22 protein-coding genes and 1 pseudogene are annotated in these 23,580 nt (G+C 54.8%); 13 read left to right on the top strand and 10 right to left on the bottom strand.

Translation table 11 applies throughout. From position 1 onward, the window contains the following. Positions 1 to 20 precede the first annotated feature (20 nt). The gene (locus ACA041_RS08895; RefSeq protein ID WP_497440773.1) at positions 21 to 1,772 is read right to left on the bottom strand and encodes a L,D-transpeptidase family protein; all 1,752 of its coding nucleotides are present in this window, start codon (positions 1,770 to 1,772) and stop codon (positions 21 to 23) included. An 80-nt stretch (positions 1,773 to 1,852) separates the two neighbouring features. Here ACA041_RS08895 and ACA041_RS08890 point away from each other — a divergent pair, with 80 nt between their 5' ends. Further along, the gene (locus tag ACA041_RS08890) at positions 1,853 to 2,557 is read left to right on the top strand and encodes a murein L,D-transpeptidase catalytic domain family protein (RefSeq protein ID WP_497440772.1); all 705 of its coding nucleotides are present in this window, start codon (positions 1,853 to 1,855) and stop codon (positions 2,555 to 2,557) included. A 104-nt stretch (positions 2,558 to 2,661) separates the two neighbouring features. On the opposite strand, the gene ACA041_RS08885 is transcribed toward ACA041_RS08890, so the two are convergent. Beyond that, the gene (locus tag ACA041_RS08885; protein ID WP_497440771.1) at positions 2,662 to 3,138 is read right to left on the bottom strand and encodes a hypothetical protein; all 477 of its coding nucleotides are present in this window, start codon (positions 3,136 to 3,138) and stop codon (positions 2,662 to 2,664) included. Between the two features lie 205 nt (positions 3,139 to 3,343). Between ACA041_RS08885 and ACA041_RS08880 the strand changes: the two genes are divergently transcribed. Beyond that, entirely contained in the window at positions 3,344 to 4,135 is a 792-nt protein-coding gene (locus ACA041_RS08880) for a transporter substrate-binding domain-containing protein (RefSeq protein WP_497440770.1), read from the top strand. Positions 4,136 to 4,269: 134 nt separating this feature from the next. Here the strand turns inward: ACA041_RS08880 and ACA041_RS08875 are convergent, their stop codons facing one another. After that, entirely contained in the window at positions 4,270 to 4,677 is a 408-nt protein-coding gene (locus ACA041_RS08875) for a hypothetical protein (protein WP_497440769.1), read from the bottom strand. Between the two features lie 327 nt (positions 4,678 to 5,004). Here ACA041_RS08875 and ACA041_RS08870 point away from each other — a divergent pair, with 327 nt between their 5' ends. From ACA041_RS08870 to ACA041_RS08860, 3 genes are all read left to right on the top strand, one after another. Further along, the gene (locus ACA041_RS08870; protein WP_497440768.1) at positions 5,005 to 5,430 is read left to right on the top strand and encodes a DUF2628 domain-containing protein; all 426 of its coding nucleotides are present in this window, start codon (positions 5,005 to 5,007) and stop codon (positions 5,428 to 5,430) included. 471 nt (positions 5,431 to 5,901) lie between these two features. Continuing rightward, complete coding sequence (locus tag ACA041_RS08865) at positions 5,902 to 6,336, top strand: PRC-barrel domain-containing protein (RefSeq protein ID WP_497440767.1); 435 nt, start codon at positions 5,902 to 5,904, stop codon at positions 6,334 to 6,336. A gap of 274 nt (positions 6,337 to 6,610) precedes the next feature. Next, entirely contained in the window at positions 6,611 to 7,432 is an 822-nt protein-coding gene (locus ACA041_RS08860) for a DUF1206 domain-containing protein (RefSeq protein WP_497440766.1), read from the top strand. A 219-nt stretch (positions 7,433 to 7,651) separates the two neighbouring features. Here the strand turns inward: ACA041_RS08860 and ACA041_RS08855 are convergent, their stop codons facing one another. Beyond that, on the bottom strand, positions 7,652 to 7,912 hold the full coding sequence (locus ACA041_RS08855; RefSeq protein ID WP_497440765.1) for a hypothetical protein: 261 nt from the start codon (positions 7,910 to 7,912) through the stop codon (positions 7,652 to 7,654). A 236-nt stretch (positions 7,913 to 8,148) separates the two neighbouring features. Here ACA041_RS08855 and ACA041_RS08850 point away from each other — a divergent pair, with 236 nt between their 5' ends. Beyond that, positions 8,149 to 9,213 (top strand): AraC family transcriptional regulator, encoded by a 1,065-nt coding sequence (locus ACA041_RS08850; protein WP_497440764.1) that lies wholly within the window; start codon positions 8,149 to 8,151, stop codon positions 9,211 to 9,213. Here the strand turns inward: ACA041_RS08850 and ACA041_RS08845 are convergent. Beyond that, positions 9,205 to 9,573 (bottom strand): response regulator, encoded by a 369-nt coding sequence (locus ACA041_RS08845; RefSeq protein WP_497440763.1) that lies wholly within the window; start codon positions 9,571 to 9,573, stop codon positions 9,205 to 9,207. The genes ACA041_RS08850 and ACA041_RS08845 overlap by 9 nt on opposite strands. Before the next feature lie 24 nt (positions 9,574 to 9,597). Continuing rightward, on the bottom strand, positions 9,598 to 11,043 hold the full coding sequence (locus tag ACA041_RS08840) for an ATPase domain-containing protein (protein ID WP_497442034.1): 1,446 nt from the start codon (positions 11,041 to 11,043) through the stop codon (positions 9,598 to 9,600). 372 nt (positions 11,044 to 11,415) lie between these two features. On the opposite strand from ACA041_RS08840, the gene ACA041_RS08835 reads away from it, so the two are divergent. Genes ACA041_RS08835 through ACA041_RS08825 form a run of 3 tightly spaced genes read left to right on the top strand, consistent with a single transcriptional unit; the run spans position 11,416 to position 14,343 of the window. Beyond that, the gene (locus ACA041_RS08835; protein WP_497440762.1) at positions 11,416 to 11,850 is read left to right on the top strand and encodes a hypothetical protein; all 435 of its coding nucleotides are present in this window, start codon (positions 11,416 to 11,418) and stop codon (positions 11,848 to 11,850) included. Next, positions 11,847 to 13,307 (top strand): ATPase domain-containing protein, encoded by a 1,461-nt coding sequence (locus ACA041_RS08830; protein ID WP_497440761.1) that lies wholly within the window; start codon positions 11,847 to 11,849, stop codon positions 13,305 to 13,307. Before ACA041_RS08835 ends, ACA041_RS08830 begins: the two co-directional genes overlap by 4 nt. A gap of 10 nt (positions 13,308 to 13,317) precedes the next feature. Next, entirely contained in the window at positions 13,318 to 14,343 is a 1,026-nt protein-coding gene (locus ACA041_RS08825; RefSeq protein WP_497440760.1) for a sensor histidine kinase, read from the top strand. A 70-nt stretch (positions 14,344 to 14,413) separates the two neighbouring features. Here the strand turns inward: ACA041_RS08825 and ACA041_RS08820 are convergent, their stop codons facing one another. Beyond that, a complete protein-coding gene (locus ACA041_RS08820; RefSeq protein WP_497440759.1) occupies positions 14,414 to 15,568 on the bottom strand; it encodes an ATP-binding protein in 1,155 nt (384 codons plus the stop codon). 545 nt (positions 15,569 to 16,113) lie between these two features. On the opposite strand from ACA041_RS08820, the gene ACA041_RS08815 reads away from it, so the two are divergent. Continuing rightward, the gene (locus ACA041_RS08815) at positions 16,114 to 17,175 is read left to right on the top strand and encodes an SDR family oxidoreductase (protein ID WP_497440758.1); all 1,062 of its coding nucleotides are present in this window, start codon (positions 16,114 to 16,116) and stop codon (positions 17,173 to 17,175) included. A gap of 83 nt (positions 17,176 to 17,258) precedes the next feature. Here ACA041_RS08815 and ACA041_RS08810 read toward each other — a convergent pair. Then, positions 17,259 to 17,474, bottom strand: a pseudogene (locus ACA041_RS08810) (ATPase domain-containing protein); the annotation flags it as partial. 252 nt (positions 17,475 to 17,726) lie between these two features. On the opposite strand from ACA041_RS08810, the gene phaZ reads away from it, so the two are divergent. From phaZ to tal, 3 genes are all read left to right on the top strand, one after another. Beyond that, positions 17,727 to 18,533: a poly(3-hydroxyalkanoate) depolymerase gene (gene phaZ, locus ACA041_RS08805; RefSeq protein WP_497440757.1), complete on the top strand. Its 807-nt coding sequence runs from the start codon at positions 17,727 to 17,729 to the stop codon at positions 18,531 to 18,533. 628 nt (positions 18,534 to 19,161) lie between these two features. Further along, a complete protein-coding gene (gene dusA / locus ACA041_RS08800; protein ID WP_497442033.1) occupies positions 19,162 to 20,127 on the top strand; it encodes a tRNA dihydrouridine(20/20a) synthase DusA in 966 nt (321 codons plus the stop codon). Between the two features lie 178 nt (positions 20,128 to 20,305). After that, complete coding sequence (tal, locus tag ACA041_RS08795) at positions 20,306 to 21,232, top strand: transaldolase (protein WP_150745309.1); 927 nt, start codon at positions 20,306 to 20,308, stop codon at positions 21,230 to 21,232. 328 nt (positions 21,233 to 21,560) lie between these two features. Here the strand turns inward: tal and rssC are convergent, their stop codons facing one another. Further along, positions 21,561 to 22,043 carry an anti-sigma factor antagonist RssC gene (rssC, locus tag ACA041_RS08790; protein ID WP_007935262.1) on the bottom strand — a complete coding sequence of 161 codons (483 nt, stop codon included), beginning with the start codon at positions 22,041 to 22,043 and terminating at the stop codon, positions 21,561 to 21,563. Beyond that, positions 22,043 to 23,224, bottom strand: a complete 1,182-nt coding sequence (rssB, locus tag ACA041_RS08785) for a two-component system response regulator RssB (RefSeq protein WP_497440756.1) — start codon at positions 23,222 to 23,224, stop codon at positions 22,043 to 22,045. The genes rssC and rssB overlap by 1 nt, the downstream gene beginning before the upstream one ends. Positions 23,225 to 23,580: the final 356 nt, after the last annotated feature.

The following is a 23,580-nucleotide window of genomic DNA, read 5'->3' as shown; positions in this document are numbered from 1 at the left end:
AGATCCAGCATCCTTCCTGGCTACTGTTGGCTCTGCCCCGCTACCACCGCGGGGCTACCTGCTCGCTGCCAATCCAGAACAGGCAATTGCAAAGGCCTGTTCAATCCCCGAAGCACGGCCGAGTCGTACCCGTAAATATCGGGCTTGAAGATGACCCGGCCATCGTTACTCAAGTCTACCGTCCAATACGCCAACAACACCGGCACCTTGACCGCAAGCTTGATGTTTTCGGTCTTGCCCTTGGCCAGCTGCGCCTGGATTCCGGCGGCATTCCAGCGAACCGGATCGTTAAACAGTAGCTCAACCAGTTGCAACGGGTTTTCCACCCGTATGCAGCCGGAACTGGTGGCACGGAAAGTTTTGGCAAACAGCTCCCGATGCGGCGTGTCGTGGAGATAGATCGCATAGTCGTTGGGGAACCGGATCACCACCTGGCCCAGCGAGTTTTCCGCGCCGGCATCCTGACGCAAGGTGAGGCCCCGCGGGTTGTCCCAGTCGACGCCGGCCGGATCCAGCACATTGCCTTCCCGATCCAGGACCTTGATGTGGTTGGCGGCCAGGTAGCCAGGATTGCTGCGGATCTTGGGCAACATATCCTGCACCAGGATAGTCGGCGGCACGGTCCAGGTCGGGTTGAAGGTGACGTAAGTAATTTCGGACTGGAACACCGGCGTACTGCGGAACGGCTTGCCGACCTGTACCCGCGAACGCCATATCGCCTTGCCGTCGCGGTACAGCGCCACCTTGTAGCCAGCGATATCAACGATGACGAATGTGCCCTGCAGTTTGTACAGCAACCAGCGTGCGCGCTCCATGTTCACCCGAACCTGGTCTATCCGCGCCTCGACGGGCACGTTCAAGGCTGCCAGCGTCGCCGCTCCCGCCACGCCGTCCGCCCCCAGGTATTGCTCGGTTTGATACTTCTTCACTGCAGCGATGACCGCTGCGTCGTAATCCGTGCGCCGCGTGCGCTGCGGTGGCAGATAACCACCCGCCACCAAGCGGGCTCGCAACTGCGCGACTGCCGCGTCGTCCATGCCGGGCTTGAGCGACTGGCCTTCGGCAACCTTCGGCCAGCCACCGCTGTCCCGGATGTTGCGCAGTTGCGCCAGGCCCATGCGCAAGCTGACGTAAACCGCCTCCTGCGGCGGTGCCTGGGTAAACGCCCGCGCGACATCATGGTCGTCGAGCGCGGCGAAGAAATTATTCACGTCGGCACGGGGATCGACGCCAACAGGGTCAAAGTTCCAATGCATGTCCAGGCGCGAAGGGTCGACCTTGCCACGCCGCAACTGCAGCAGCGCGGCAATGAAGGTATGGGTGGCGGCAATATCAAAAGCGGCCCGTTGCGCCGGGGTGGGCACCATGGACTGCATTTGAGTTTGCGCCCCGGCCAGCTCGGTTATGCGGAAATCCGCAGGGTCCAGCCCGTCGGCCTGGGTGTCGCTCAGGCTTTTCAACAGTTGCGCGACGTCACTGTCACGGGTCCACGCCGGGCGATAATTGCGATGGCTATAAAAATCCATCACCACCCGACTCACATCCACCCGTTGATGACGCGGCGACGTGAGCAGCGGCGGGAACGCGGAAGCCAACGGCGCCAGCTCGGCCTGGATGGCCTGGCCGACGATGTCATCAGGTGCCGCCGCGATCATGTTGCCGATCGGAGATGCCAGCACAATCGGCGACGTTTGCGCCACGGCTGCACCGCTGATCAGAAATCCCATAAAAAATACGCGGCTTATGACGAATAACCTTGTTAAGTGCACCATGGATAATCCTTAATCTCCCGCATTCAACAGCTAGCATCCCACACACTGCTAGACTCGAAACAACTTGATGAGACCTGAATATGGCGCTAGACCGCTTTGGCATTTCAATCACGGCCCTGCTGCTGACCTCCATCTCAGTACCGGCAGCGTACGCCGATTCGCTTGAAGCCGCGCTGATCAAAGCGGCGCCTCACGCCAACGCCAGAGTCATCGGGCTGGCGGTGCGTGCCTCCCAGTGCAGCATCGCCCAAGGCAAGGCTGCGGTGCAAAGACTAGCAGTGATCGATTATTCCCTACCCTCTACCGAACAACGGCTGTGGGTGTTCGATCTGAAAAAGCGCAAGTTGCTGTTCCACGAACTGGTGGCCCATGGTCGTAACAGCGGCGAAAACATGGCAGTCAAATTCTCCAATCAGAACGAAAGTTTTGCCACCAGTATCGGCCTGTACCGCACCCAATCAAGCTATGTCGGGCAAAACGGCTACTCGTTGCGCATGGAAGGACTGGAGCCGGGGTTCAACGACAACGCATTTGACCGGGCGATCGTTATCCACGGTGCGCCTTATGTCAGTCCGGTGCTTGCACGGGCGAATGGGCGGATCGGTCGAAGCCTGGGTTGCCCGGCGGTTCGACCGGCCATTGCGCACAAACTGATCGATTCGATGAAGGACGGGCAGCTGTTGTTCTCTTACTATCCGGACCAGCGCTGGTTGAAGTCTTCCTCTTATATCAATTGTGGTGGCGCCACGGTCGCGTCGTCGTCAAAGTCGACGAGCCGTCAATAAAAGCGGCTAACCCGCTACCGCATCCCCCTGTGGAGCTGCCACAGGCTGCGATCCTGTGATCTTGACCTCTCAAGATCACAGCGCTGCGCTACGCCTGACGTGATCTACACCGTTTTCGTCGGCAAACCTTCCAGAGAATCACCCTGCGCACCATTCGCAACGGTCCACAAAGCAAACTCATGGACTTCAACCCTGGCACCCACCTGATAATCCCCGTCGCCAACCTTGAAGAATGTATTGAACCGCACACCTTGATTGATCAACTGGGCCACAAATTCCACCGGGGCCCAACACCACTGGCTTTCATTTTTTCCACAGACAAATACCGAGGTGATACTCCCGCCTTCACCATCGGTTTTTGTCTTGGATACGTAAAACTGAATACGATTTGATTCCTTCATTCCAGCTGTCCTTGCTGTGTGTATCGACAGATACAAATATTGGTACACCAAGTCCTGCAGCCTCAGGCTCACGCCCTCCATCTGGCAGTGCAAATCTTCGGTGCATTTGAATGAAAAAGCACGGACTAACAAACCCCACACTTGCTTGAAACTGTATGAAAAGATTTTAGCTGAAAACATGGACAGACAACCACCTGTCAACTTTGACAGTAGACAGCGGCATATTAAAAAACCAGTTTACGTTTAAGGCATACAAACATTCTGTTGAGCGAGGCGAAAGTTAGCGGCTGCCGACTCTAACCAACAAGGTATCGGCCGTGCGGGTAGCTCCAATTCGCTACACTCACTGGCTTCAAACCTTCTCCATCAAAAAAGCCTGATAAAAATGAAAAGCATAAAAAGCACATTGATGCTCAGTGGTTTCCTCGCCCTATCCTTCAGCGTCCAGGCGCAGCAAAGCCCATCGCACCTGGACACGGTCATTCAACAAGGTCAGCTGCGCGTGTGTACGACAGGTGACTACAAACCCTATACCTCCAAAGCCGAGGACGGCGAATACTCGGGGATCGACATCGCCATGGCCCGCTCGCTCGCCGACAGCCTCGGCGTCAAGGTCGAATGGGTGCAGACCACCTGGAAAACCCTGATGCCGGACATGCTGGCGGGCAAATGCGACATCAGCATGGGCGGCATCTCGGTCACGCTGGAACGCCAGAAAAAGGCCTTCTTCAGCACCACGCTGGATGTCGACGGCAAGATCCCGCTGGTGCGCTGCGAAGATCAGGCGCTGTACCAGACCGTCGAACAAATCAACCAGCCTGCGGTGCGCCTGGTCGAACCGGCCGGCGGCACCAACGAAGCCTTTGTCCACGCCTTCCTGCCCAAGGCGCAACTGCGCCTGCATGACAACGTGACCATCTTCCAGGAACTGCTGGACAAGAAGGCCGACGTGATGATCACCGATGCTTCGGAAGCGCTGTACCAACAGAAACTCAAACCCGGTTTGTGCGCAGTCAATCCGACGCGGTTCATGCAGTATGGGGAGAAGGCTTACCTGCTGCCGCGGGATGACATCAGCTGGAAGTCGTATGTGGATCAGTGGCTGCATCTGGCCAAGGTGACGGGGAATTATCAGAAGGTGTTGGGGGAGTGGTTGGCGGTGCCTGAGAACAAATAGCGGAGCGATCCTCTATAGATTCGAACAGGAAAGGCGCTCCACAAAGAGTGCCTTACCTCTTTAATCGATCAGCCATGGCGGAAAAACATGAAAACAGGGGTATTCCTTTTCAGATTATCGGCTCTCGGCGCTGACTATCTAATGTTGCCGGAGACTGTTTTGACGCTACCCGTATGAATTTTGCAACTCACATCGCCCGACATGGTGGTGACATCGCCATTGATATCACCACTTTCGACCAGGCCACTCATCGTGCGGACGCTGCCTACATTGCCGGTGACCTGAACCCTGCCAGCGGCAGTTTCAACAGAGGTGGCGTTACCATTCACAATGACGCTGACCGGACCAGCCACTGGCACACTCTGCTCAACGCCATCGACTACCACCCTGTTGCCGTGAACGCTGATGTTTTTCCCGGTGTAGGTAATGCCATTGATGGTCACGGTAGCGCCGCCCGTGGTCACATCGAGCTCTCCGGCCTGGGCGAAGCCGGAGAGGCACAGCGCAGCGATCATCAGGGCTAGTTTCTTGGTGGTCGTCATTTCAGCGCTCGTCCGTTCAGGTGGTTACAGGGTAATAGCAGGCTGCGGTCAACAAATCATCCTCAATTCCGCTGTTTGTGACGGTCGGCAACCCATTGTTGCCAGGCAGCCGCTGTTAAAGCAGCGCTTTTTCAGGCTCATCGCCAACGGCTGGTGGGTTTTGCTTTATCGGCCCGAACATAATGCCTTGTGAAATTTCCTACGCTACCGGACACTCAGGTCGCCACATTGGCACTGGCCTGCAGCCTGCAAAACACGCGGCCAAACGCATTGAAGGAAAGCCTGGTCGATGTCTCGACCGGGTAGCGCCCCCAAAAAGGACAGAACATGAGCACCACGGATGAGTTGCAAACCCACGATGCCAGCTCAAAATGGAAAGAGCGTTTCGCTTTTTTCAATCAGCACGGCAGCCCAAAAAACCCCAACTTCATTTCGGCACTCAAGCAGCTGACCACCCGCAAGCGCCTGCTGATCAATATGAATTTCATCGCGATTTTCTTCGGGCCGATTTATCTTTTCGTGCTTGGCCTGTGGAAAAAGAACCTGGCGTTGATAGCGATCATCGTAGTCGTCAGCTTCAGCCTGTCGTTGATCTTTACCATCCTGGGTTATGAATTGCCCAAGGCGCTGGGCAGCGGCCTGAACGTCGTGTTTGCACTGATGTATGGCTTGAGCGCCAACTATGCCTACTACCTGAAACAGGTAAAAGGTTCGCAAGGCTGGAACCCTTTCGAGGGGTTGAAGATAGTCTGAACGCCTCGTGGGATCGAAATGTATCCTGCAGGAATAAGGAGCGCTCCCTCAGGAGCGCACTTTTTCATGAATCGGCAAAAACACTGATTTGATTGTACTGAATTTCCCTTATATAAACGATCATTCAAATAGTGCGAATCGCGACCGAGGTCGGTTACAGTCGCGACCTGAATTTGATTTTCATATTGATGAAGTCATATCAAGCCAAAGACGCAGTTTCCATAACAGGCAATTACTTCATTCAGCTTCTACGATAACGAAGTAGTGACCGCCCATATATAAAAGCAACCCAAACGGGTAGCAATATGATAAAAAAACTGATCAGTAATTTCTTTTATGTCTAACTTACCACTCGTCGCGATACAGAAAAAAAATTCAACTTTTTCAAAAGCGGAAGACTCCCACTGATACAGCCATCAAAACAGTGTGTACACATATTTATTGATTGGCGATTTCTGATAGGAGAGAGCAATGAACTACGAAGATCGTGACACCTATGGCATGTACAAGACCAACCTCCTGCGAGATGCCGGCTCCGAGGAACAGGGGCCTGGCCCCGACCTGATGGGGGCAGACACACTCATTGGAAATGATGTTTATAACCATAATGAAGAAGACCTGGGCGATATTAAGGAAATCATGCTAGACGTTCGCAGTGGTAGAGTGAGTTATGCCGTTCTATCCTTCGGTGGCTTTCTCGGCGTAGGAGAAAAATTGTTTGCGGTACCTTGGAATGCATTGACACTGGATACAGTAAACAAGCGTTTTGTACTAAACGTAGAGAAAGAGCGCTTGGAAAATGCACCAGGTTTTGACAAGGACAGCTGGCCTAATATGGCCGAAGAGTCTTGGGCAACGGAAATCCATTCCTTCTATGGAACACAACCGTACGATTACAAGAGCTAGCTGTTGATTCCGAAATGGAGCGTGATTGCGCGCTCGCCGCGTTACCAAAAGCGCCGCTTATGTGGAAAAGGCCCCTACACTTTGACTCGGTGCGGGGGCCAGTAAAGGAAGCCCACCCATGCCTTCCATCCTCACGGCTCATGGAAATCCGTACCAAAATTGATTGGACGTATCCGAGGGCTTGGGCCTATTTATCGCTTCTGAAATTGTTGCAATCGAACCCCTTCCGACCAGATAGGTCTGCTCTTGTATACCTTCTCCGGAATTAGATCCCATGTCCGCGCAACAGAGCCTTGTCGTAGTCGCACGAGGCGGATATGCCGCTCGAGGCGTTCTTTATCTGATCATTGGCATTTTCGCCCTGCTGGCGGCTCTCGACTCGACCAAACCGAAGGATAGTCACAGGAGCTTGGAAGCCCTGCTAAGCCAGCCATTTGGTTACGTATTAATCGGGCTGGTGGTAGCAGGCCTACTGGCCTTCGCCGCTTGGCGAGTCTTGCAGGCAATACGCGACGTTGATCATCACGGAAAAGAATTCAAGGGATTGGTGATTCGTGCAGGCTTGTTGGCGGGAGGCATAGTCAACGGTGCGCTAGCGTTTTTTGCTTTGGGCCTGCTCATCAGTGGCATCAGAAGCTCGGGCCATTCCGGAGGTGAGCAAACCAAGGATTTACTGGCGCATCTATTGTCCTGGGAACACTCAAATTTACTGGTGTACCTCGTCGCGCTCGTACCACTCGGCGTAGGCATTGCTCACATCATCAAGGGATGGAAAGCGACATTTGAGCAATACTTTGAAGCTGACGAAGACGTTATGCGCTACGTCCGTCCGGTGTCTCAGTTCGGTCTGATAGCCCGTGGTGTCGTCTTTATCGAGATCGCCCTGCTGCTGATGATCAGCGGCTCGAACTACAAAGCCATGGATCCGCCGGGCATGAAGGAAGCCCTTGATGCTCTCCAGAATTTACCGGCCGGAGGTTTGATTTTGATGGTGATGGCCTTGGGGATGATCGCCTTTTCGGTTTACAGCTTTTCCGAAGCTGTTTGGCGCAAGATCAACATGGATGTGCCTGGAGTACCGAGCGCAAGCAAATGACTAATGCAGGACTGCAGGTCGCCTGAGGATTGAGTCGGTTCTCTTGAAAGCTGGCAGCGCTATGGCACTTCCTTGGGAGCATGAGCAGCTATGGCGCCTTCTTGACACCCTCTGACTGCCCAAGCAAATCCCGTTCGGATATTCCTCTTCACCGATGCAACTGGATGGAACTTTCAAGTGCCGCTGACCCCATACAAGCAGCCCTGAAAAGTTGGGTGATCAACTCTGCGCATTGCGGGACAGCTCCGCACTGGCAATTGACAGGAGATTCAAATGCTTGTGCTCACGGACATGCAGCGCGCGTACCTCAGGATAATACGAGCCCTCAGTGAAGACCATCAGGGCAACGAAGTCTTTGCTGGCCTGACGCTCGAGGAATCGATGCGATTCAACTATTTGTGCGAGTCGCTCTTGGGGCAGGAGCATCGGACGCAGGAAGACGTCGACGAGTATCTCTCCCTTGTCCAGAAGCACGAACATAACCGGACTCAAATGCTAAGCGCAGAGGAAGAACATTCGATGAGGGCTTGACGGCCTGCCAGCAGCGAATTTTCAACTACGATTGGTGATGGAAGAGCTTGAGGCCCCGACCTGACCCAATGCTCTCCCAATGAGCGAAACTGCCGACATCCTGAGCTCATGAACCTCAGCCATCAGCTCTTTGTTGGCGCCTTCAGTGGCAATGGATGTCAGATTCAACAGGGAGATGAATCGTAATGTATAAAATGAGTGCAGGTTATGCCCGCGTACTGGTGAAAATGCTTTCGGCGCAAGGATTAGACGTCGCCCGTCTGTGCCAGGAGTCGGGGCTTGATATAGAGCTCGCTGCTATACCGGGATCATTCTGCGAACGAAGCACTATCTACCGCCTGTTGGATCTGGCGGCCAGGGCTTCCGGCGATCCAAACATTGGTTTGAAATCAGCCGAGCATTTCCATCCAGGTATGTTTCAGATCGTCGGCTATACCATGATGTCCAGTTCCAACCTGAAAGATGCTTTCGAACGACTGGCTCATTTCAGCCCGTTAATTGGCACAGGTTTCACCCTGTTTGTTGTCCAGGAACAACAGCATTACCGCCTGGCCACGTTCGATCACCATCAACGCGGCTCGATCAAGCCCCGCCAGTACACCGATGCCAACCTCGGAGCCCTGCTAGGCGTCTACCGCTGGCTGAGTGGTAACAAATCGCTGAGACCGCTGAGCGTGGAGTTCAGCTATCCCCCACCGAAAAACATCCATGAGCATCAACAACTGTTTGGCTGCGAGCTGCGTTTCGGGGCAGCCTATGACAGCATCCTGTTCGACGGCGAGGAGCTACTGCGGCCGTCGAGCATGGCCAACGAAGCATTGGCTACGCTCCATGACAGCTATGCCAACGGTCAGCTTGACCAGCTAAATGATTCCACCATGGTGTGCAGGATTCGTGCGCTGATCACCGAACGCCTGAGCCAGGCGCAAAGACAGGGCCAATGTAATATGGAATCGATTGCGGCCGCGCTGAGCATCAGCAAGCGAACATTGCAACGGGCACTGGAGAAGGCAGGCACGCAGTTCACGGATATCCTGAACCATATGCGTCAGCAGCTGGCCGACTTCTATCTACGCCATTCCCATTTCAATATGCAGCACGTGACTTACCTACTTGGCTTCCACGACCACAGCAGTTTTTACAAGGCTTGCCTGCGCTGGTTCGGCATGACGCCCGGCCAGTATCGAGCCCGTCAAGAATCGCTCGAAGCCAAGGAATCCAAGATTCTACTAGCCGGCATTTCAGCCTAAATTATTAGACAAGAGGTTTCTTACTGCGGTAACAATCGAATCGATATTGAAAGGCTTTTCTATAACAGCGTTGAACAAATCCGATCTCTCCATGCCGATGTGTGCTTGCGCGCCGCTGATCAAGACGATCGGCAAGTGATTAACGGAGGGTAAGGCTCGGACGGCTTTGGCGAACTCGAGTCCATCCATGACCGGCATCATGAAGTCGGTAATGATCAAGGCAGGCCGCTCTCGCTCAAGCACCTCGAGTCCTTTTTGACCATTGCTGGCTTTCACAACCATGAACCCTTCGTCCTCCAGGGCGTAGCCGAGAATATCAGCGATCAAATACTCGTCGTCGACGACCAGGATGGTGGTCATGTCAATTCAACCCGAATCAAAGACTTAGGATGTTGAACCGGGCAGCGCTGTATGAGTGGGAACTGGCGGTTCATTTCTTGAAGCCTTTTTCAGATCAACGTCTTGGTCGCGGATGACCACCTCAAATCGCGAAGGGTCATAAGAGCTATCTCTTACTTTAAGAATGGATATAGTCCTGCTTAGTTCAGAGTGATTCTCAAAGAAGCGCATGAGCATCAGGTTGTCGACGATGCTGGACAGGTCGGAATTCGGTGAGCTGACCTCAGTGCCGAACAGATCACGCATTTCCCAGGAAGCAAATACCGTGACGCCCCTGCATCGCAGTTCGTTCATCAGCGCACTGTAAAAGTCGGTGATCCGCGCAGGATTCGTCGAGACCCGCGTCATGCCGCTCAGGCTATCGATGAACAGGCGCTTGATGCCCTTTTCCTCGACGATGCTCAGCAGACGTGCACCCAACCCATCCAGCAAACCGTGGGTGGTGGGTTGCCAGGCGACGCTCAACGCACCGCGTTCTTCCATGCCTTTAATATCGATTCCCAGTGAATGGCCCTTCAGGCGCAACCGCTCCGGGCTCTCATAGAAGCCAAAATGCAGGCCCGGAGCTTCTACTGTCGACTCGCTCAGGAATTTGAGACCCAGCGTCGTTTTACCGACTCCGGAGGGTCCCATGACCAAGGTCACGCTAGAACTGTGCAGACCGCCACCCAATATAGCGTCCAATGAAGCGATGCCACTGGCGATACGCGTCATGTCGGCGCTGTCGAGTGAGGACGGATAGCTGTAGAGGCTTTCCAGCCGAGGATAAACCACCAGGCCGTTGTCGGTAATTTCGCACTCATGAAGCCCCGTCAGCGCCGCGCTGCCGCGAGTTTTACGCAGTTGAATACGACGCACTGAGCGAGTGCCATACAACTCTTCGCCCAGTTCAATGACGCCATCAACCATAGTGTGCTCGGGGCTGCCATCATCCAGCCGTGAGCTGGTGAGAAAAAGCACCGTGCAACCGGCGAAAGCTGCATGCCCTTGTAACTCGGAGATGAACTTCTTGGTGTCGATGGGCGAATCGGCTTTGGAGCGCGCGTTGAGCAAACCGTCCACCACCATCACCGTGGCCTTCTGCCGGCTGATCTCACGCCTAAGCAGTTTAACGACTTCATCCAGGCCTTCGTTTTCCAAGGTATCAAACGCGCTGACAAACTGAATTTCGGCCCCGACTAGGGAAGAGTCGAAAAAGCTCAGGGTAGAAAGAAATTGAAAGAGACGGTCGTGGGATTCGGCAAGCAGCGTGGCGACCAGAACCCGGCCCCCATTGCGCGCATGATGGAACCCAAGTTGGTTGGCGAGGATCGTTTTGCCAGACCCTGGACGACCCTGAATAATGTAGGAAGCTCCCGAGACCAGCCCTCCCTTAAGCAGAGCATCTAGGCCTTCGATTCCACTCTGAAGGCGATTTAGCTTTTCCACAATGCGACCCTGATCTGAAAAACACGCTGTTAAACCGAATGGATAGGATGCTAACGCCATTTCTGCGCTGGGGCCATCCACACTTCTACAGAGGGGGCTAATTGAGAGAACTGTATCTCCGATGGATAAGGAGTTTAACCACCAAGCGCATCAGCCGCTGGAAGCGCAAACCATGCTAATGCTAACGCAACCGAAGCTTCAGGCGGTTGTGGCGCTATAGCAATTTATCCTCGTAAACCTGATGGCTCGGAATAATCCCGTTTTGGTGATAAATAATTGAAAATGACAGTAATGGTAGTCCTATCTCCATTTGAGTCTCTGTGATTCGTTATAGGGTGTACTATCAAACTCTGCCCATTGGAAAATCAGTTAGCCATGTCCGCGCTAAACGAAGAGAGCCGCCAGATCGTAGCTTCTCTGGCGCACCGGGTTGGCCCTAATGCTGATACTGCAAGGATCGCGCAAGCGATTGTCTCAACCTTGCAGGGTATGGATGCAGCCCTGACACCCATCATTGGTCAGCAAGGAGTTGCCGCGCTTTACCGCCGCAGCCTTAATCTGTGCGCCTCCCAACACCCGCGACTGGCCCATATATTTGACCGTGTGCAAACCGCGCTGGATCTGCCTGCTCTTAAATCCCTACTCGTTGAACAAAGCGAGACCGATGCGATATTTTTCGGTGAAGTGATGCTGACCACCTTCTACGAGCTACTTACTACGCTGATCGGGCCATCGCTCACCGCACGGTTACTTCGTGACGTGTGGGAGCCTTCTTTGAGCGACACCCCATCGCAGGAAAATTCGCCATGAGCACCAGAGTAACTATCAACCGCTTGGCCACCGGCGTGCCAGGACTGGACGAGGTGCTGGGCGGAGGATTGCCGGAATTTTCGTTTAACCTGATCGCCGGCCCGCCTGGCTGTGGGAAAACCACCCTCGCGCATCAGATGATGTTCGCCTTGGCGACGCCTGAACGCCCGGCGCTGTTCTTTACCGTGCTGGGTGAGCCGCCGCTGAAGATGCTGCGTTATCAGCAGCAATTCGACTTTTTCGACAACGAAGCGATCAACCATTCGATCCGCTACGTCAACCTGTCTGCCGATACCCTGGCCGGGAACCTGGACGAGGTGCTGCGGCGCATCATCAGTGAGGTGGAGAAGCATTCCCCGGCGCTGGTGTTCGTCGATTCGTTCCGCTCCGTGGTGCTGGCCAGCCAGACCCAGGACAACCCCAACAACAACCTTCCGCAGTTCGTTCAGCAACTGGGCATGTTGATGACCACCTGGCAGGCGACGACCTTCCTGATTGGCGAATACTTCACCGAAACTGACACCAACCCGATTTTCACCGTGGCCGATGGCTTGATCTGGTTGCGCCAGAGCGTTCAGCGCAACTCCATGGTTCGCAAGATGGAAATCATGAAGATGCGTGGCCAGCCGACGCTACCAGGGCTGCACACCTTTCGTATCGCTACTTCAGGGATCAAGATCTTTCCGCCAGCGGTACTCAACACGGTGGAGGTACCGCCAGAGTTTCCTATCAAACGCCTGAAAATGGGGGTGCCACAACTTGACGACATGCTCGGGGGGGGCCTGCCCAAGGGTTATTCACTATTGGTGGCCGGGCCTTCGGGCTCGGGCAAAAGCATCCTGGCCGCCAGCTTTCTAGCCGAGGGCGCTCGTTGTGGTGAAACCGGCGTGATCGCAGTGTTTGAACAGCGGCCCAACCATTACCAGAACGCCACCCTTGCAGGTCTGATTCAAAGCGGCCAGGTCGGTCTGGTGGATAGCCGCGCGCTGGATCTGTCCATCGACGAAATTGTGCACTTGCTCCTAAGCGAAATCACCCGACTGAAAGCGACCCGGGTGGTCATCGATTCGCTGTCGGGTTTTGAGCTGGCACTGGCGCCGACCTTCCGCGCGGACTTTCGCGAGTCGCTGTCGCGTATGGTCACGGCGTTGACCAGCGTGGGAGTCAGCGTGTTGCTGACCTCTGAGCTGGAAGACCGCTACACCGATCTGCGTTTCAGCCCATACGGTACGGCATTTCTTACCGACGCCATCATCGTTCAGCGCTACATTGAAGTGCAAAGCCGCTTGTTACGCATCATGGCCGTGGTCAAGGTGCGCGCTAGCGCTCACTCCGATGAGCTGCGTCTGTACCACATCGATGAAAACGGTTTACAGATAGGCGAAATGTTGTCCCATAAAGAAGGATTGTTGGGGGGACGGCCTACCCAGCAGCGTTTGGGCAAAGTCGAAGGATGAGAAAACTATCATGAGTGAGTCCAACGACAAGAATGAGCAAGCGATAGCCACTACTGCTCGCGAACTGTTCCTGCTCGGCCGGAAAACCGTCGCTGCGCGCGCAGTACTCGCAGGTCTACATAAGGAACTCAACGACGTAAACAACCAGCTCATCGATAGCCAACAGGTGGAGCACCTGGTTGAGGCCAATCAGCAATTGGTGCTGGCAATTCTGTCGGCGCAGTCTGATGCTGAAAATCCCAAAGTCGCCCAGGCAGAGCAAGAACTTTACCTAGAGATGCGCGAAGCCAACGAGCAATTAGTGATCGCCACGCTTAGCGCACAACACCTGCAGGTTGCAGCTGAACACGCACTGAAACAGCAACGCAACGTCCTCTCCCTGGTAGCTCACGAACTGCGTAATCCGCTGACGCCCATTAGCATGATTGCTGGTCGTCTGGTACGGGTACCTAGCGAAGAATTGCCACGCATGCAAATGCTGATTGAAGGCCAGGTGCAGCAGATGTCCCGATTGGTGGAAGACTTGCTCGACATCGCACGCGCCAGCACTGGAAAGTTTCGACTTGAGTGCCACATTGTCGATATGGCGCAGATCATCAATGAGGCAATAGAAATCTGTACCCCGGTCATGGTCGCTCATGGCTTACATTTCAGCTCAGAACTGCCAGAGTGTGCGTTGACGGTGAACGGAGATTCGGCACGCCTTACGCAAATTCTGGGCAACCTGTTGGGCAACTCGGCCAAGTACACACCGGCGGGCGGAACGGTCACACTCCTGGTTACTGCCGCAGCAGATCTGCTGGAAATTCGCATCCGGGATACCGGCATCGGTATTAGCGCCAAGGCACTGCCACTCATCTTCGAGCCATTTGTGCAGGATGTTCACGCAGTCGGTTTTAATGGGGCAGGCTTAGGCATTGGTCTGACGGTGGTGCGCGAGTTAGTCGAAGCCCACGGTGGCACTGTTACTGGTACAAGCGCGGGAGAAGGCAAGGGGAGCGAGTTTGTGGTGACGTTACGCCTTACTACACATTGATTTTTGGCACTTGGACGTTCGAACTGGTTGTTCGTTGGCTCGCTACGCAGTGGTAAGCGAGCAGCGGCAATTATGAGTCTGATCCAGTCAGCACGTATGAATGGGCCCTTAGAGGAATTTCCACGACAAATTTTGTGCCCATCTCCGGATCCGATGACACCTCGATGCTGCCGTTATGAGCACTCACTATCTGATCGACGATGAATAGACCGAGACCTAGGCTTGCGTAGGGCCCATTTTCTATCGAAGCTTCTGGGGAATAACGCCCCATGGGATTGAATATAAAAGGCAGCACCTCGCTTGAGATGGGCGTTCCCATATTATGGACAGTGAATTGAACTGTTTCGTCGGTTCTAGACAGCGTCACCGTGACAGGTGAATGGTCAGCGCCATGCTGTACGGCATTTCCGATGAGGTTTGAGAACACTTGCTCCAGTCGTCCGCCGTCAAACTCACCTTCGGCGCACTCGACCGTCGCTACCACAATGTGAGCTTCGGGGTAAACAGCACGGGATTCATCGATGATTCGCTCACAGGCGGGCGCTAAGTCCATCAGTACGCGATTAATCGGAATTCCGCCGCCTATTTGGGATCGTGTGAAGTCCAGCAGGTCTCCTACGATGTGAGACGCACGCTTGACGCTGGCATAAATACGCGACGCAATCTTTGTCGCCCTCGTTCCCAAGTCGTCTGTCCGCAGTAATACGTCTGCCCCCAGGAGGATTGCGCTCAAAGGAGTGCGTAGATCGTGTCCCAAAACGCCCAGGAAGACATCGCGAGAAGCTTGTACGGCAGCGGCGTAGCTGCTGATCGACTCCGCCAGAGCCTGATCAATGGCCTCGTTGAAGCGAATCATATCCTCCACTTCAAATTCTTCACCGGCCTTCACGTGTCTCATCCAGTGGCTGATCACGCTGGTACGCAATGCGCGGAATTCAGATGTAACCTGCTCTATGGTAAATCCTGCCATCAGTCGCGTAATGGCGTGGATCTTAGCGGCGGAGTCGTCCTCGGTCGCGGCTAGCCCTTTGGATTTTTCGACCTGCTCTTGCCGCGTCTGGTGGGTTCGAAGGTCATCAGCGATTGCCCGTAGCATCAGTTCCGCATGATCACGCAGCCCTTCAGAATCAAGAGGTTTGCAATCTGTAAGAATCGTGCGGGCAAAATTCTCCCATTCCTGAAGAATCGGTTCGATATTTGTGATTAAAAAGCTGGAAAGGCGCATGACGATTCCTTCTGAGTGGGGCGCTGCACTTCTCAGTTAAGCGCCAATCTGATGACTCAAGGCCTCCGCCCCATACTCACTGCTCCGCGTAACGCAATTCGCGCTTGAAAGACAACGCTCCAAAGCCAGCCTCAGATTGATGACGCGAGCCAAGGCAGCCTCACTTCGCGAGTCGGTGCAAGCGCGCTGAGTTAAAAATGAATAAAAAACGAGATTTTCGCCTCAAATCGTAGACGTATCGTTAGACAATAGAGTTTTGCATAACGCACCAAAAACAAGCTCAACAACTAGAGATCACATGCTTCCAGATATCCAGGTTTAGCGCTGACCCAGGAATGCTTGGTTTCATTTTGAAAAAGGCCTCGCGGGCTTTTTTTGTACAAACAAAATCACTTGGCCAGCCAAGACTCGAAGGTGGTGGATGGCCAAGCGATTATTCAATGCGAATGATCTGCCTGGTACATAGGGGACGCCAATGCGGATCCGCTTTAGGTTGAACCTCTGCTGCTTATGCGGGCTCCCAACTCTACATCCAGGAGAAACGTATGACCCAGACAGCATTGGTCGTAGGCGCCAGCGGCATCGTTGGCAGCGCCATCAGTCAATTACTGATCGATAACAAGTGGCAGGTCGCCGCGCTGTCGCGACATCCGTCACAGGCCCCCGGGATGATCCCTATCGCGGCAGATCTTCAGGATCCGGCGTCGCTAGAACATGCGCTGGCGGATTTGAAACCCACTCATGTATTCATTACCACATGGTCAAGGCAAGCCACGGAGGCCGAGAATATTCGCGTCAATGCCGCCATGGTACACAACGTACTCGCCGCCATTCGCCCAGCCAAGAGCGTTGCGCACGTCGCACTGGTCACTGGCCTCAAACACTACCTCGGCCCGTTCGAAGCGTATGGAAAAGGTAGCCTTCCTCAAACACCTTTTCGCGAAGAGCAGGGTCGTCTGGACATCGAAAATTTCTACTACGCCCAAGAAGACGAACTCTTCGCCGCCGCTGAAAAGGACGGCTTCACTTGGAGCGTGCATCGCCCGCATACCGTCACCGGGATTGCCGTGGGCAACGCGATGAACATGGCCACCACCCTCGCCGTCTATGCCTCGATATGCAAACAAACCGATCGCCCTTTTGTGTTTCCCGGATCAAGGATGCAGTGGGACAGCCTTACCGATATGACCGACGCACGCCAACTGGCGAAACAACAAATGTGGGCGGCCACCACACCGGCTGCGGCCAATCAGGCATTCAATGTTACCAATGGCGATGTATTCCGTTGGAAATGGATGTGGAGCAGAATTGCCGAATATTTCGGCTTGCCTCCGACCGATTACCCCGCAACCCTCTCGCCACTTGAAAAGCAAATGGGTGACGATCAAATAGCCTGGACGCAAATCGTAGCGGAACACGGCTTGAAAGAACCCGATATTGGGCGCCTGGTGTCCCCGTGGCACACCGACGCAGACCTCGGTCGACCAATCGAAGTTGTCACGGATATGTCAAAGAGCCGGGCTATGGGTTTCACCGCCTACCAGGCGAGCGATCAAGCATTTTTCGATGTGTTCGACAAACTGCGCGATATGAACTTGATACCTTAGACCGTTCCAGAACGGATACTCGAGTAGGCGGCATAGAAGGGATCTCTTGAGTCCAAGACGACCAACGACGACAACCCGCTGGTTACTATTTTGGCGTCAGTGAGAAATGCCGTGCCGTAAGGACTGAAACGCAGGTCGGTGTAGCGGTCTTCCAGCTCAGAGGTCAGCAACACGCTAACGCCTACGCTGGTCAGCGTCGTGACCACGCGGGTGGCGTTAAGCCGGCTGATCTCAGTCAACAGCAATTGCACGATTTCATCGATGGGCAAGTCCGGGGCGCGGCTGTCCACCAGACCGACTTAGTCGCTCTGGATCAGTCTCGCGAGGGGGGCTGACCAGAATGTATGACAAAAGCCATAAGCCCAAGATCACGCTAGAAACACCATTTGTTGCACATCATCAAACGGTAACATTTGTGCATCCCTCCGCTGACCACTGAAAAATACTAATAAATGCCCAGGGGCGTAAATGATTGAACCGTTGCTGCGCCGCCAGGGTCTTTAACTTAGATTGTGAATTGCTACTAAAATTATCTAAGTAGGAGTTTGGGAATGAATATTGAAAAAATACAAATCAATGGCCAGGCCATCCGCGTAGGTGTGCGCAAAGGGCTACCCAATACAACTCCGCTTATGATATTCAATGGAATTGGCTCTGGCCTTGAGCTAGTTCTACCCATTGTTAACGCCATGCACCCTGATCTAGAAGTCATAGCGTTTGACGTTCCCGGCGTAGGTGGCTCATCTTTGCCAAGTTTTACTTACACGTTCTCTGACCTTGCTAAAACCGTCACGAAAATCCTTGATCACTTAGGACATGAGCAAGTTAACATTATTGGCCTTTCCTGGGGTGGATTCTTAGCACAACAATTTGCTCTTAATTATCCACAACGGTGTAACAAACTTATACTTGCAGCCACCTCATGTGGATTGATGTCCATCCTACCAGATTACAAAGTGTTGGGATTGATGGCCAGCCCCCGCCGTTACACCGACCCTGAATATGCCGCTAGCATTGCACCAGCCCTCTACGGAGGCAAATTTCGGTACGACAAGCAGCTCGCATCTTCACATGCCAAGGAAATGTGCGCTGATAAATCATCTTACGAAGTTATGACTGGCTACGCTTATCAAATGATGGCCATTGCATGCTGGTCTAGCGCTTTCTGGCTGAACCAAATACTCCAGCCTACGCTAGTGTTGGCTGGTAGCGATGATCCAATCATTCCATTGTCCAACATGAAGCGATTATCTGATCAAATCACTAATTCAGAATTGCACGTATTTGAAGACGGACATTTGTTTTTCCTGACGGACTTACCTAACGTAGCCCCTATCATCAATGAATTTTTACTTTGATTTCTTCAGGCCAGGAAAATGAAAGCTGATTGCTGTGTCGTTTGGGAGGGGATAATGGGTATCCCCTTTTCCCCTTCGCCTGCCTCGCCTACGTTTTTCAACGTTGATACGCCGTAGCGCCGTACGAGCATCTTGCGAAGGGAGCGTGCGAAGGTTGCAATCAAGATCGCTTGATACCGCGGCCGCTGAATTTATGTCTGCACTACCTGGGCGAAGACTTGCTGAATGCACAGCAGTTGCGATCCTTCTGCAGGGGGCAGGACGCGCCATTGCACTTTTCCTTGACTCTCTTTTCTACAAAACCTCTCAGATGCAGGATCACAAGTCAGCCATCAGCACGCCCTTGAACTCTGCCTTCAGGCGCTTGAGTGTTGATCTCTTATTTTTGCCGTAAGGATTGACCGGTCTGTTGCCCCCAGCATGCTTGTCAAATGTCATTCCTTTTGGGCGCGCCAACTGCCGCTTGGAAGCTTTACAATACTCGCCATCGTGTGCAATCCGTGTTCAGTTCGACATACCCGAATACTACGCACCCACCCATCATGCACACCACGTGTGCACAAAAGCGACACACAAAGGCTTTTCAGTGAATTCAGAATCGGATAAAACCCTTTTAAATCAATCGCTTATTAGCAGACGATTCAGCGTCGCTCCCATGATGGATTGGACCGACCGCCACTGCCGCTTCTTCCTGCGCCTGCTCTCCAAACACGCCCTCCTCTACACCGAGATGGTCACCACCGGCGCGCTGCTCAACGGCGATCACGAGCGTTTCCTGCGCCACAACGAAGCCGAACACCCGCTCGCCCTGCAACTCGGTGGCAGCGTGCCGCTGGACCTGGCCATGTGCGCGCGCATGGCCCAGGACCATGGTTATGACGAGGTGAATCTGAATGTCGGTTGTCCGAGTGACCGGGTGCAGAACAATATGATCGGCGCGTGCCTGATGGGGCATCCGCAGTTGGTGGCCGATTGTGTGAAGGCGATGCGCGATGCGGTGTCGATTCCGGTGACGGTGAAGCATCGGATCGGGATCAATGGCCGGGACAGTTACGAGCAGTTGTGTGATTTCGTCGGCACCGTGCGCGATGCCGGGTGCACGAGTTTTACGGTGCATGCGCGGATTGCGATTCTGGAGGGGTTGTCGCCGAAGGAGAACCGCGACATTCCGCCCCTGCGCTATGACGTGGCGGCACGTCTGAAGGAGGATTTTCCGGAGCTGGAGATCATTCTCAACGGCGGGATCAAGACGCTGGAGGCTTGTCGCGAGCACTTGCAGACGTTCGACGGGGTGATGCTGGGCCGTGAGGCCTATCACAACCCTTATGTGATGGCCGAGGTCGATCAGCAGCTGTTCGGCAGCACGGCGCCGGTGATCAGCCGGGCCGAGGCGCTGGCGCAGTTGCGGCCTTATATTGCCGCGCATATCGATGCGGGCGGCTCGATGCACCACATCACCCGGCACGTGTTAGGGCTGGGCACCGGGTTTCCGGGGGCGCGCAAGTTTCGGCAGTTGTTGTCGGTGGATATTCATAAAGCTAAAGAGCCTTTGGTGTTGCTGGATCAGGCGGCGGAGTTGTTGGAGGGACGCTAACGGTCACCCCGGTTGAACCTGTGCCCTGATTTGGCATCGTAACTACCGATACCGCGCCCCGCCTTTCAAACATCCGTTTTCCGGTTGTTGCCGCTGGGGCCTTCGATACGTACACGCGCCCTTGAGTGGCTGTCAGCGCTCGGGTAATGTCAACAGACCCATAGGACAGAGCACGCCCATGACTTCCAAGCTGGATCAACTCAAGCAAATGACCACCGTGGTTGCCGACACCGGCGACTTCGAAGCTATCGCTCGCGTCAAACCCGTGGACGCCACGACCAACCCTTCCCTGCTGCTCAAAGCCGCGGCCATTTCCGGTTATGCCGAGTTGCTGAATGCTTGCGTTCACGACTGCAAGGGCGATGTCGGCCTGGCCAGCGACCGTTTTGGCGTGGCGGTAGGGCAAGAAATCCTGAAAGTTGTGCCGGGCCGTATTTCCACTGAGGTGGATGCGCGCCTGTCGTTCGACACTGACGCCGTATTGAAGCGCGCGCACCGTCTGATCGAGCTGTATGACAAGGCCGGCATTGGCCGTGACCGGGTGCTGATCAAGATCGCTTCCACCTGGGAAGGCATCCGCGCTGCCGAGCAGCTGGAAAAGGAAGGCATCCAGACCAACCTGACCCTGCTGTTCTCTTTCGCTCAGGCTGCGGCTTGTGCCGACGCCGGGGTGTTCCTGATTTCGCCGTTCGTGGGCCGCATCTACGATTGGTACAAGAAGGCCAACGGCAACGACTACACCGGCGCGGATGATCCGGGCGTGCAGTCGGTGACGCGGATTTATAACTACTACAAGTCCAATGACTACAAGACCGTGGTGATGGGCGCGAGCTTCCGCAATCTGAATCAGATCGAGCAGTTGGCCGGTTGCGACCGCCTGACCATCAGCCCGGATCTGCTGGAGAAGCTGGCGGCGGACACGGGCAAGCTGGAGCGCAAGTTGGCGCCGGGCAATGCCGGTGAAGCGCGCTTGAGCTTGAATGAAGCGCAATTCCGTTGGTTGTCCAACGAAGATGCGATGGCGACCGAGAAGCTGGCTGAGGGTATTCGTCAGTTTGCTCGGGATCAGGAGAAGCTTGAGGCGTTGTTGCAGGCCAAGCTCTGATTTAGTTCGAAGTGGTGTGAAAAGGGCGAACCTTGGTGGGTTCGCCCTTTTTTATTGCGTTGAATTCGGGTGCTGGATGGCTTCGCGCTGGGGGATTTGGTGTTTGTTATGGCGTCTTCGCGGGCAAGCCTCGCTCCTACAGGATCTGCGTCGCCCACATCCTCCGCGAACGACACAGATCCCTGTGGGAGCGTGGCTTGCCCGCGATGGGGGCGGCACATTCAACTGCGTGGTGACTGGTCTGGCGCTTTCGCCGGCAAGCCGGTCTCGCTCCCACAGGGGGATTTACTGTGGGAGTGGAGAGCTGCGTTTGGCCATTGTCCGGGGATCAGTGCCTTTCGAGGGCATTCACCAGGTCATGGAAGGCTTCACGGTTGGAGTCGTTCAGGCCCATGAGGATCTTGTGTGCTTCGAGCACTTTGATCCGCACCACTTCTTCGGACTGATCCTGGTCTGGCAGGTCGGTCAGGCATTCAGGGCACGGGATCGGGCGGTCAACGATGTTGAACACTTGCTCGAAGCCCATGGACTGCAATAGCCGGGTGATGTCTTCGTGGGTGGTGACCACGGTCGGCAGCAGGCCGACCTTTTGCCGCGACAGGATCGACAGTTTGGCCAGCAGGCCAAGGGTGGTGCTGTCGATGCTGCGGGTTTCGGTCAGGTCGATCACGATTGCGTTGAAGTTCAACGCGGTGAAGATCCGCTCAATAGTCGCATCCAACGCCGAACACAGGGTCAGGCGAACTTCACCGACGAACTTGAGGACAAAGGTGCCGTCCTGCTCGGCGAACTGGATTCTACCGGTACTCATCAAAGATTCCTGCTCAACACCAACAGGGCGATATCATCCGGCATCTCCCCTAGCGTGGCCAATCCAAAAACCTGCCGCAGACCATCCAGGCTGCCGCCCGCTGCCTTGACCCGTTGGGGCAAAGCCGCTTCTTTCTCTTTGAGTGTCGGTTCCGGCAAAAGGTCCAGGATGCCATCGGACATCAGCGTCAGGCTGAATGTCGGCGGCAGCTCCAGCACGTGGTCTTCGTAGGTGGCCTCATTGAAGAGGCCTACCGGCAGACCGCGCCCTTCCAGATAACGAACACTGTCTGGGGTGTACAACACAGGCAACGGCAAATGACCGCCGATGCTATAGGTCAACAAACCTGTCTCCTCGTCGATGACTCCACCGACCATTGTGACGTGTTTACCCAGCTTACAACTGATCAGGCCTCGGTTGATATGACCAAGGACCTCTGAAGGCTTGAATTCCGGCAAAGTACCGCTGCGCTTGGACTCGAACAGCAGGCGTGTGGTCATGAACTTCAGCAGCACGGTGACGAAGGCTGAAGAGGCGCCATGACCGGAAACGTCCGCCAGGTAAAAGGCTACCCGACGTTCATCGACCCGAAAGTAGTCGACGAAATCACCCGACAGGTACAGCGACGGGATGATCTGGTGCGCGAACTGGAACTCGTCGATGGTCCAGGGACTGACAGGCAGCATGTTCATCTGCACCTGGCGACCGGCGTTCTGGTCTTCCTGGAGCAGGTTCAGGCTGGCTTCGAGTTCGCGGTTGGCCTTTTCCAGCTTCTCGCGGTAGCGCTGGTTCTCCAGCAGCAGGCGCGCACGATCCAGGGCCCGGCGCACAGAGTGCTCGAGCACGGCCAGGTCTTCGAGAGGCTTGATCAGGTAATCCGCCGCGCCCAGGCGCAGGGCCTCGACCGCGTCGTTCATCACGCCGGCGCCCGACACCACGATGACCGGGGTCTGTGGCGACCGCTCGGTGACCTGGCGGATGAGTTCGAGCCCGCCCATCTGCGGCATGCGCAGATCGCAGATGACCAAGTCGGGCTTGAATTGCTCGAATACCTGAAGTCCCTGCTGGCCATTGCTGGCCTGCAAGACGCTGAAACCACTGTCTTCCAAATAGGCGGCGAGGCTCGCGCGCACTACTTCGTCATCATCGATTATCAGCAGCGTGGCACTGGTTTTTGGCATGTGGGCAAACGGCGCCAGAATTAGGTTGGCGTAGCAGGCAGGGGTTGTGGCCCGGCTCACACTACTGGATTCGCTTTCTAGCCACTCCGTTGCACCGTTTTCGGGCAATTGCCCTGCAAACGGGTACACCAGAGGTGCCCTTCTAAGGCGCAGACGGTACTCCCATCCGCGGGGCGTTTCAAGCTCACGCCGATGGTCGCTTGACGACTTTGCTTGCCAAATGACCGGGAGTTATAAGAACGGGCTGAACCGTAACTCAATGGAAGGTCGTAACCTGCCGATTTTGTTGATGTCTGCAGGAGCAAGCGTGCCCGCGATACCTGTAGGAGCGAGCTTGCTCGCGAAGGTCTCGAGAG

This window comes from Pseudomonas sp. LBUM1676 (assembly GCF_059695605.1).
Note: the sequence above shows the minus strand (reverse complement) of the source record. Positions and strands in the feature narration are given on the sequence as shown.